7 protein-coding genes are annotated in these 9,835 nt (G+C 52.4%); 6 read left to right on the top strand and 1 reads right to left on the bottom strand.

From position 1 onward, the window contains the following. Nucleotides 1-247: 247 nt before the first annotated feature. On the bottom strand, nt 248-2,077 hold the full coding sequence (locus ACO0LD_RS30655; protein WP_423013134.1) for a tetratricopeptide repeat protein: 1,830 nt from the start codon (nt 2,075-2,077) through the stop codon (nt 248-250). Nucleotides 2,078-2,241: 164 nt separating this feature from the next. Here ACO0LD_RS30655 and mutM point away from each other — a divergent pair, with 164 nt between their 5' ends. From mutM to ACO0LD_RS30625, 6 genes are all read left to right on the top strand, one after another. Beyond that, nucleotides 2,242-3,063, top strand: a complete 822-nt coding sequence (mutM, locus tag ACO0LD_RS30650) for a bifunctional DNA-formamidopyrimidine glycosylase/DNA-(apurinic or apyrimidinic site) lyase (RefSeq protein ID WP_423013132.1) — start codon at nt 2,242-2,244, stop codon at nt 3,061-3,063. Between the two features lie 102 nt (nt 3,064-3,165). Further along, nucleotides 3,166-5,103 (top strand): dynamin family protein, encoded by a 1,938-nt coding sequence (locus ACO0LD_RS30645; protein WP_423013130.1) that lies wholly within the window; start codon nt 3,166-3,168, stop codon nt 5,101-5,103. Nucleotides 5,104-5,107: 4 nt separating this feature from the next. Beyond that, nucleotides 5,108-6,295: an A/G-specific adenine glycosylase gene (gene mutY / locus ACO0LD_RS30640; protein ID WP_423013128.1), complete on the top strand. Its 1,188-nt coding sequence runs from the start codon at nt 5,108-5,110 to the stop codon at nt 6,293-6,295. Between the two features lie 67 nt (nt 6,296-6,362). Beyond that, the gene (locus ACO0LD_RS30635) at nt 6,363-7,838 is read left to right on the top strand and encodes an alpha/beta hydrolase (RefSeq protein ID WP_423013126.1); all 1,476 of its coding nucleotides are present in this window, start codon (nt 6,363-6,365) and stop codon (nt 7,836-7,838) included. Beyond that, the gene (locus ACO0LD_RS30630; RefSeq protein ID WP_423013124.1) at nt 7,835-8,665 is read left to right on the top strand and encodes an ATP-binding cassette domain-containing protein; all 831 of its coding nucleotides are present in this window, start codon (nt 7,835-7,837) and stop codon (nt 8,663-8,665) included. Before ACO0LD_RS30635 ends, ACO0LD_RS30630 begins: the two co-directional genes overlap by 4 nt. After that, a complete protein-coding gene (locus ACO0LD_RS30625) occupies nt 8,665-9,828 on the top strand; it encodes an ABC transporter permease (RefSeq protein WP_423013122.1) in 1,164 nt (387 codons plus the stop codon). Before ACO0LD_RS30630 ends, ACO0LD_RS30625 begins: the two co-directional genes overlap by 1 nt. Nucleotides 9,829-9,835 lie beyond the last annotated feature (7 nt).

Below are 9,835 nucleotides of genomic sequence, written 5' to 3'. Positions count from 1 at the left end.
TTGGCGTAGCGTTCAAAGCCACCTTCGGCAAAAGTTGTCTGTTTCATGGCATTCGGGATTCAATGAGAATAGGCTTATATTAACGTTTCTAAATCAATACTCGGATACTTAATCAGAGATTCCCTAATAATGAGTTGTAATATCGCTTGCGTATATTGTGGGTACAAATGACAAGGCGGACATTATCTGTCCGCCAGGGTGTCATTCTATTCAATTTTTGATGTAAACATCTTTGGCAAGATCGGCATCAGGGTTTGACTTTCAATCTTTCCAGTGTGGATTTCAGCGTCTGGTTTTCCGGGTCTTTTTGCAAGGCATCACGCCAGATTTTTTTTGCGCTGTCTTTTTGTCCCATGGTCCACAAGACTTCACCCAGATGCACGGCTATCTCGGCATCAGGGCGCATTTGATAGGCACGGCGCAAGGCTTGTTCAGCTTCGTCATACTTGGATAGCCTGAACTTGACCCAGCCCAGGCTATCAAGAATGAAAGGGTCATCCGGTGCCAGCTGGTTGGCTTTTTCTATCAGCGTATTGGCTTCATCGAGTTGCACATTGCGGTCGGCGAATGAATAACCCAGGGCATTGTAGGCATGCTGGCTGGTCGGTGCCAGTTCTATGACCTTGCGCAGCGATGTTTCCATGCCAGTGATGTCTTTTTGTGACTCGGCCAGCATGGCAAAGTCATATAGCAAGTCGGGATTATTTGGTGCCTGTTTAATGCCTTGTTCCAGCACGGTTTTGGCTTGATCCGGCAGACCGGCATCACGTAATAACTGTGCTTCAGACTGTATCAACTGGATTTGTTCAGTTTCATTGCTGGCCTTGATTTGCTGTATGAAGGCGCGCGCTTCCAGCAGCTTGCCTTCCTTGGCCAGCAAGAAGGTACGGCGTATTTGCACATTGAACCAGGCAGGGTTGCGGCCATCATACGACTCCACCTGTGCCAGCCAGTCTTGCGCGGCCTTATAGTCCTTGCGTTCTGCCGCGATACGTGACAGGTTCACCAGTGCCGTGGTCGGGTCGCGCTCTTCGCCAGTTTTGCCTTCCAGTGCCTGCAGATATTGCAGGAAATAGGCTTCGGCCTTTTGTGACTGATTACGCTCCATTGCCAGCACACCAAGGGTGTAGATGGCACTGATGTCATCAGGTCGTTCACGGGCAATTGTTTCAAATTCGTGATTGGCCTGATCCAGCTGTTTCAGGTCTATCAGTATGCTGGCATAGGCTAAACGTACATCACGGGCGCTGGGGTTTTTAACCAGGAAAGCGGCCAATGACTTGGCTGCATCAGCCTGGGAAGAGGCCTGGGCAACTGTCAGCACGGCCAGTTGCGAATCTGGCCTGGCCTTCAAGACTTCTTGCGCTTCACTGGCAGCAAGTTTACTGTCACCCTTGGCATAAGCACCCTGGGCCAGCGCCATATGTGCATCGGGGCTGTTTTTATACGGTTCCAGCAAGGTTTCCAGTGTCGTGAATGCGGCATTTTTATCACGTGAACGTGACAACAAACGCTGTGCCTGCAACATCATCACACCCAACTGCTTGGGATCAGATGATTTCAGTTTTTCAGTATAAACGGACTGGATTTCAGCCAGATTATTATTCATCAGCATGAAACCAAGGTAGTACTGAGTGGCTTCATTTGAATTTGGGGCCAGTTCGCGCCACAGGCGCACAGCCTGCAAGGCCTCGCCTGATTGTTTGGCCGCCAGGGCGATTTCGGCAGCCCGTTTGGCAATGCGCGGATCACGGGTTTGTTCGGCCACTGAATACATGGTCACATAAGCGCCTTGCCAACTGCCGCGCTGATTGGCAATTTCTGCGGTAATGATTTTGTAGAATATTTCTTCTGTCAGTTTTACTTCAGGCAAAGGGTCTTCATAGACCGGAGCACTGCTGACGCCGTTCAGGGTTTTTTCTGCGGACAGGGCAGCTTGCGCAGCATCGCTGGCATGATGGGTATCGTCGACAGCTTCGCTGCCTGGTTTACCTACGCTTGCACATCCGCTGATCAGGGCAGCACTTAATACCAGCACAGCAGGTCTCCATGGTGACGCAGCAGACATGGACGACATGGCTGATATTGCGGATACAATAGGCTTGAATAATAGAGTAGGCAGTGTTTTCAAAACGAATCCGGATTTGACGTTGATGACTGATTTTACGCTGAAGCAGCAGAACTGTGGGTTTCACTGCGTATATGCACTGTGTCAGATTGTAATAGTAAAAGTTCCCTACCATGCCAGAATTACCTGAAGTAGAAGTGACCCGTCGTGGCGTAGAGCCACACCTGACCGGCAAACAAGTCACTGATGTGATCATGCGCCGCGCCGGCTTGCGCTGGCCTTTTCCTACCAATTTGCCTGCCTTGCTGACGGGGCAGCAGATAGTGGCGACTGGCCGCAGGGGCAAGTACCTGTTATTGCACTTTCCGCATGGCGTACTGCTGATACATCTTGGCATGTCCGGCCATTTGCGGGTGCTGGATAAAAATGTGCTCCCTGCAAAGCATGATCATATTGATATCGTCGTCGGTGAATTCGCCCTGCGCATGACAGACCCTCGCCGTTTTGGCGCAGTACTCTGGCACGATGCCACCGATGGCGACCTGGAAGAACATCTGCTGATACGGCAACTGGGTGTAGAACCGCTGGAAGCCGGGTTCAATCCAGAATTATTGTATAAATTAACAAGAAATCGTAGTGCTCCCATCAAGCAAGTCTTGCTGGCGGGGGATATCGTGGTGGGTGTTGGTAATATTTATGCATCAGAAAGCCTGTTCAGGGCAGGCATCAACCCCAAAACTCAGGCTGGACGCATCAGCCTTAAGCGCTATACTTTACTGGAAGCGGCCATCCGTGCGACGCTGGCCGCTGCGATAGAACAGGGTGGCAGCACCCTTAAAGATTTCATGGGTGTGGATGGGCAAAGTGGCTATTTTCAACAGTCTTATTTCGTGTATGACCGCACTGGCGAGGCCTGCCGCGTGTGTGGCGAAGCGATCAGACAGATAAAACAAGGGCAGCGCAGCAGCTTTTATTGTGCAAAATGTCAGAAATAAACCCACAAATCTGTCTGAAATGTGGGCAAAATTCGATTTACACGTATTTTTTCAACGCTTCCATATATACTTGGAATATCAAAAAAGTTAACTGAGGGGAACATGAGCAATCTGGTTCAGAAATTCCAGGAGTACAGCGACTGGCGCAAAGGAGTGGTCAAAGCGCTGGAGCAGTACCGGTCATGGATACATGGATCGGATATGGCCGATGCCGCCAGTGATCAACGCATTGCGCGTTTGATGGAACGTCTGGTTGACGACAAACTGTCCATCGCCTTTGTTGCTGAATTTTCACGCGGCAAGTCCGAACTCATCAATGCCATCTTCTTTGCAGACTATGGTCAACGTATATTGCCGTCATCTGCCGGTCGCACCACCATGTGCCCGACCGAGCTTTTGTATGACGACACCATCCCGCCTTGCATACGCCTGCTGCCGATAGAAACCCGCGCTGAAGCGCAATCGACCAGTGAATACAAGGGCCAAAGCCATGTCTGGACGGTGCTGCCGCTGAATATCAACTCTGGCGACGGCATGCTGGAAGCCTTCAAGCAAGTCAGCCTGACCAAGAAAGTCAGCATAGAAGTGGCCAAGCAATATGGCCTGTTCGATGAAAACGACCCCGATGCACCGCTGGAAATCGATGAAGATGGCCTGGTAGAGATTTCTCAATGGCGTCATGCCATTATCAATTTCCCCCATCCTTTGCTGAAAGAAGGCTTGATCATTGTCGATACACCAGGCCTGAATGCGATAGGTACCGAGCCTGAACTGACACTGAACCTGATCCCGAATGCGCATGCCGTATTGTTCATCCTGGCCGCCGACACTGGTGTGACCAAGAGCGATATCGATGTCTGGCGTAATAATATCGGCAATGGCCCTGGCCGCATGGTCGTTCTGAACAAGATCGACAGCATGTGGGATGAGCTGCGCACGCCTGAAGAGGTGGAAGCGCAAATCGTCCGCCAGGTCAGCACTGTTGCGCATACTCTGGGTCTGGAAGAAAAGCAGATTTTCCCTATCTCGGCGCAAAAAGGCCTGGTTGCCAAGATCAATAAAGATGCACCTTTGCTGGCACGCAGCCGCCTGCCTACGCTGGAATATGCCCTGTCCAAGGAATTGATACCAGCCAAGCAAAATATCATCCGCGCCCAGATGTCTTCAGAAATCAATGAAATCATCCATGCGCAACAGGCAGTTATTTCTGCCCGCAGCCGTAGCATGGTAGAGCAGATGATGGAATTGAAGAGCCTGCGCGGCAAGAATATGAACGTCATCGAACACATGATGAAGCGTATCGATGCCGAGAAAAAAGAATTCGACGCCAGCCTCTTGCGCATGCAGGGCACACGCTCGGTGTTTACCCGTTTGTCTACCGAGGTATATACCAGCCTGGGCATGGACATCCTGCGTGAAGAAATCCGCAAATCGCGTGAAGCCATGGAGAAGAGCAAGTTCTCGGTCGGCCTGCGTGAATCGGTCAGGCAATTCTTTTCTCAGGTTAAACTGAACCTGCAGACATCCAACAAAAAGACGGATGAAATTTCGGAAATGATGACGGTCATGTACCGCAAGTTTTCGACTGAGCATGGTCTGGCCTTGTCTTCGCCAATGTCTTTCTCGCTGGACAAATACATCAAGGAAGTCGAGGCGATTGAGGGCGTGTATCAAAAGCAGTTCAGTACAGCGACTTTGCTGACGACACCGCAAGTGGTGTTGATGCACAAGTTCTTTGATTCTGTTGCTGCCCGCGTCAAGCAAAGCTTCTTGCAAGCCAACCGCGATGTCGAAGCCTGGCAAAAAGTCGTCATGGCACCGCTGGAAGCACAGATACGTGAACACAAGGGCCAGTTGAAAAACCGCATGCAATCGATACAGCGCATCCATGTGGCGACCGACAGCCTGGAAGACAAGATATCGTCGTTCGAGAGCCTGCAGGCAGATATCGATGCGCAGAAAAAAGCGCTGACCGATCTGGAAGATACATTGCGTACCGCATTGACTGCAGAACTGACGGCACTCAGGGTGGCTGCCTGAAATAATGAAGTCCACAGCATCACGTAGCAAGGCTGACCCAGCGGGTCAGCCTCAGCTTGCTACCTCCTCATCCCTCGATTTATACGCCGACCCCAGTTTTTCCGCAGCGCTCATCACCTGGCAAAAACAGCATGGACGCCATGGTTTGCCCTGGCAGCAAAGCCATGAAGCTTATCGCGTCTGGCTGTCTGAAATCATGTTGCAACAAACGCAGGTCACGGCAGTTATCCCGTATTACAAGCGTTTCCTGGAAACTTTTCCTACTGTGTTTGACCTGGCTGCAGCGCCGGTCGAGCAAGTCATGGAACATTGGGCTGGCCTCGGTTATTACACCCGCGCCCGCAACCTGCATCAGTGCGCCAAACAGGTGGTGGATAAATACCAGGGCAAGTTCCCGGCTGACACTGCCTTGCTGCAAGAACTACCAGGCATAGGCCGCTCTACTGCAGCGGCGATCACGGCATTTTCTTATAGTACGGTGGCAGCAATTTTGGATGGCAACGTCAAGCGCGTATTCGCCCGTGTATTTGGTATAGATGGCTATCCCGGCACCAAACCTGTGGAAGACAATATGTGGCTGCGCGCCCAGGCTTTATTGCCGGCGCAAGACATAGGTGCTTACACACAGGGCTTGATGGACCTGGGGGCTACCTTGTGCACGCGCAGCAGCCCAAAATGCCCGCAATGCCCTTTCCAGTTGCGCTGCGTGGCTTATGCGCAAGGCAGGACGGCAGAGCTGCCAGTACGCAAACCAAAAAAAGCACAAAAAGAAAAACAGGCCATCATGCTGCTGGTGCAGGATGGCGCAGAAGTCTTGCTGGAGCGTCGGCCACCTACTGGCATCTGGGGTGGTTTGTTATCTCTGCCCGAACTGGCTGGCATGCAAGAATATAGTGACGAGAATGATGCCTTCTCAGTCGATGCGCAAATGACGACGCTGCGTGCCCGCGCCAATCGCTTTGGTGACATCGCCAGCATACAAGTCTTGCCTGTCTTTGCCCATGTATTCACCCACTTCAAATTGCACATCCTGCCGGTGCATGTGCAACTCAAAAAACGTCACCTGGAAGTTGCAGAAGGTGAACATGGCTGGCATCCGCTCAGTGAAGCAATGCAACTGGGTTTGCCAGCGCCTATCAAGACTTTGCTGAGTAATCTTGGCACGCAATCACAACTGCCGTTTACTGATTGAGTAATTGCGCTTAGACTCCTGAACTTGCTATTCATGTAATCAAGTAATGTAGTTTCAGGAGACCACTTTGAACAAAAGATTCATGCTCAGGCTCATGTCTGGCCTGGCGCTATGCAGTGCGGTGACAGCACACGCCAATGCCGCAGCCACTACTTCACCCACTAAGGCTTGCCGTTTACCAGACTTCCCACAAGAAGTGCAATGCGGTCAGATAAAAAGACCACTGAACCCGGCGCAGCCGCAAGGCAAGCAGATCGACATCCATTATGTCGTCGTCCCTTCGCAGGACAGGAACAAATTGCCGGATGCAGTTTTTCTGCTGGCCGGGGGCCCGGGGCAAAGTGCCATCAGTGTCGCTAGCTGGGGTACGGGCCTGATGGCGCGCCTGAACCGTCGCCGTGACCTGGTGTTTGTTGACCAGCGAGGTACTGGCCGCAGTGCACCGCTGGAATGTCCTGAGCTGGAAAAAGTGGAAGAAGTTTTATCGCCAGAACAAAAAGTCAAAGTCACTGATGACTGCATGCGCCAGTTGCAAACCCTGCCCTATGGCGAGTTGCAATACTTTGGTACCAGCATCGCCATGCAAGATCTGGAAGCCGTGCGCCTGCAGCAAGGCTATGGCCGCATCAATGTCGTAGGTGCTTCGTATGGCACGCGTGCCGGGCTGGAATACCTGCGTCAGTTCCCGCAATCAGTACGCCGCATTGTGCTTGATGGCGTGGTGCCCCCGAGCATGCGCCTGGCCAGTGCCGACGCCCAAAAGGCACTCGATGCCCTGTTCAGGGACTGTGCAAAAGAAGTCGCCTGCAATAACAGTTACCCGGACCTGGCAAACCGCTGGAAAAAACTGCTGGCCAGCCAGCCACAAAAAATCAACATCACGCATCCGCGCATGGGTACACCCATGAAGACCGAGATGACACGCGATGGTTTGCTGGGCCTGGTGCATAAAACCCTGTACAGCCCCAATTCACTGGCCGCTTTGCCTTATGCCCTGACACAGGCTGAGCAGGGTAACTATGCACCGCTGGTGACCATGACAGGTGCCACCAATTTGCCTGGTCCTGGTGGCATTTCTTATGGCATGCATTTCTCGGTCTGGTGTGGTGAAGCTTTCGCACAGTCTGCAACTTTGTCGGCCAACGATGATTTTGAAAAACTCATGGCCGAGCAGTACACCCAGACTTGCAAAAAATGGCCACGTAGCGAAATACCGGCAGATTTTTTCAAAGTGCCTGTCTCAGCATCACCCGCCTTGTTATTGAGTGGCGGCCTCGATCCCGTGACACCGACCAGATATGGCGACGAAGTCGCCAAGGCACTAGGCCCGAATGCCCGCCATGTAGAGATAGAAAACACCGGCCATGGTTTGCTGGCGCAAGGTTGCATACGCGACGTGGTACACCGCTTTTTAAATGCCAAAGAAGACAGCGAAGCCGTCAAGGTTGATATTGCCTGTGTGCGCCAGATCCCACGCGCCCTGGCCTGGCAGGCACCCGTGCCGCCTGTTGCCAATAAAACTGGCAAGGAGGCCAAGCCATGATCATCGTCAATGATTTGCACAAAGAATTTGTGCGCCTCGGTAAATCGTCGGGCAATGCTTTTGTCAATGCTGCCCGTAGCCTGGGCCTGATGAAAAAAACCAGTGAAGTGGTGAAGGCCGTTGATGGCGTCAGCTTCAGTGCCAGTGATGCTTGCATTACCGGTTTGCTGGGCGCAAATGGCGCGGGCAAAACTACCACCTTGCGTATGATCGCTGCACTGTTGCAATCAGATGAAGGCCAGATCATGGTTGACGGCACAGCCGTCAAGGCCGGTACTTCATCCACCCAGTCACACATGGGTGTCTTGTCAGATGCCCGCGGCCTCTACCCGCGCCTGACTGCGCGGGAAAATATTCATTACTATGGCTTGTTGCATGGCATGGATACTGAGCATGCAGAACAGCGTACCCAGCAATTATCAAAATGGCTGGATATGGACAAATTGCTCGATCGTCGCACCGATGGCTTCAGCCAGGGTGAACGCATGAAAACTGCGCTGGCCAGGGCGCTGGTGCATGATCCAAAAAACATCATCCTTGATGAACCCACCAATGGTCTGGACGTAGTGGCTACCCGCGCATTGAGGGAATTCTTGCGCTTCTTGCGCTCGCCAGAAGGCGGTGGCAAGTGCATCATTTTCTCTACCCACATCATGCAAGAGGTGGAGCGCCTGTGCGACCAGGTTGTCATCGTTGCCCAGGGCAAGGACGTGGCGCATGGCACGGTAGAAGAATTGCTGGCGCAATCCGGTGAAGATAATTTTGAAGATGCCTTCGTCAAATTGGCATTCCTGCATCCACAAAAATCCCTGACAGGAGTGAACTGATGAAAGCGACTCTAGCTATCCTGCGCAAGGAATTGCGTGATGCCTTGCGTGACCGCCGCACCCTGATGGTGGCCCTGATCAGTTCATTGCTGGGCGTGCCGCTGATGCTCTTGATTTTCTCGGTAGTGCTGACCCAGGTTGAGTCGCAGGAAGAAAAACGTACCGTCCTCGTCAAAGGCATAGAGCATGCCCGTGGTCTGGAAAATTTCATCCTGCGTCAGGGTTATCAAATCAAGACCGCGCCCGATGATTACGCCGCCAAATCGCAAAGCAAGGAACTTGATCAGCCTGTCTTGCTGATCCCGGATGACTTTGATGAAAAACTTGCGTCAGGTGGCAAAGGCACTTTGGAAATTGCCTTTGATACTTCTAACCGCCAGGCAGAATTTGGTGTGCGCCCCCTGCGCCGTTTGCTGGATGGCTATTCGCAGGAGCTGGCTACACTGGGGCTGGCCATGCGTGGCGTGTCGCTGGAATTATTGCAGCGCCTCGACATACGCGAGCGTCATATCAAAAAACCGGAAGAACGCAAAGCCACCATCACCACCATGTTGCCGATGATGGTCTTGATGGCCATCGTCCTTGGTGGCATGTATGCCGCCATTGATACTACGGCAGGTGAACGTGAGCGTGGCTCGCTGGAACCGCTGATGATGAACCCAGTCAGCGGTTGGCAACTGACTATCGGCAAATGGGGTGCAGTCGCCATTGTTGGCATGGGGGTGGTGGTGCTGACCATCTTCAGCTTCTTCCCCTCGCAATGGCTGATCCATAATGAAACCCTGCGCGCTGAATTCCAGTTCAACTTCAAGGATGCCATGGGTTTCTTGCTGGTCTTGCTGCCACTGGCTGCCAGCGTGGCGGCGATACAGATTGCCATTTCACTGGACTGCAAAAGCTATAAGGAAGCCCAGGTACGCAACCAGATGGTGACCATGTTCATACCCTTTGTATCGCTGGTACCTATTATTTTCCCAGGCCGCGAACCTGCCTGGTTCCAGTGGGTGCCAGTGTTGTCACAAAACCAGATGATGAACCAGGTGTTGAAAGGCGAAACCCTGAGCGTGGTGGCAGTTGGCATTGCCTTCCTGGTATGTGCTTTGATGAGCCTGGTCAGTCTGGCGTATATCTCTCAAAAGATGCGCAGGGTGGTGATGCATTGAAACTGGC

Source organism: Undibacterium sp. Ji83W (assembly GCF_049340385.1).
Classification (GTDB): Bacteria; Pseudomonadota; Gammaproteobacteria; order Burkholderiales; family Burkholderiaceae_D; genus Undibacterium.
Note: the sequence above shows the minus strand (reverse complement) of the source record. Positions and strands in the feature narration are given on the sequence as shown.